This is a genomic window from Tepidiforma sp. (genome assembly GCF_026419595.1).
In the GTDB taxonomy this organism is placed as follows: Bacteria; Chloroflexota; Dehalococcoidia; order Tepidiformales; family Tepidiformaceae; genus Tepidiforma.
On the sequence record NZ_JANZZD010000106.1, the window covers coordinates 1 to 607 of the forward strand.

Below are 607 nucleotides of genomic sequence, written 5' to 3' on the forward strand. Positions count from 1 at the left end.
CTACAACAACGCCAAGGGCCGCCCGGAGAAGAAGAAGATCATCGGGCGCAAGCGCGCCTATCACGGCGTCTCGATCGCGGCCGGGCACCTGACCGCGCTGGAGTACACGCGCGGCGGCTTCGACCTGCCGATGCTCGACCGCTTCCGCGCGGTGACCACGCCCTCGCACTACCGCGACGGGCGGCCGGGCGAGAGCGAGGAGCAGTTCGCCACGCGCCTCGCCGAGGAGCTCGACTACACCCGTGAGGCCGCGAACCAGCGCCTGTTCGCCGAGCACTACGCCGGGCACCCGTTCATCCACGTGCCCGGTGTCCTCGACCGGTACTCGACCGCCCGGGTGCTGACCACCGAGCTGGCCGAGGGCGCCCGCTGGGACGAGGTCGTCGGCTGGCCCCAGGCGGAGCGCGACCTGGCCGCCGAGACCATGTACCGCTTCGCCTTCGGCAGCATCTACCGGCTCGGGATGTTCAACGGCGACCCGCACCCGGGCAACTACCTGTTCCGTCGGGGCGGGCGCGTCACCTTCCTCGACTTCGGCCTGGTGAAGCACTTCACCCCGGACGAGCTCCGCCCGTTCGAGGAGATGATCGTGGCCATGGTGCTCGAC

1 protein-coding gene is annotated in these 607 nt (G+C 70.3%); it reads left to right on the forward strand.

Annotation, left to right across the window (positions count from 1 at the left end):
* Nucleotides 1–607, forward strand: a 607-nt coding sequence (locus N2041_RS14620) for an AarF/UbiB family protein (RefSeq protein WP_297679351.1), incomplete at both ends; no start/stop codon positions are given.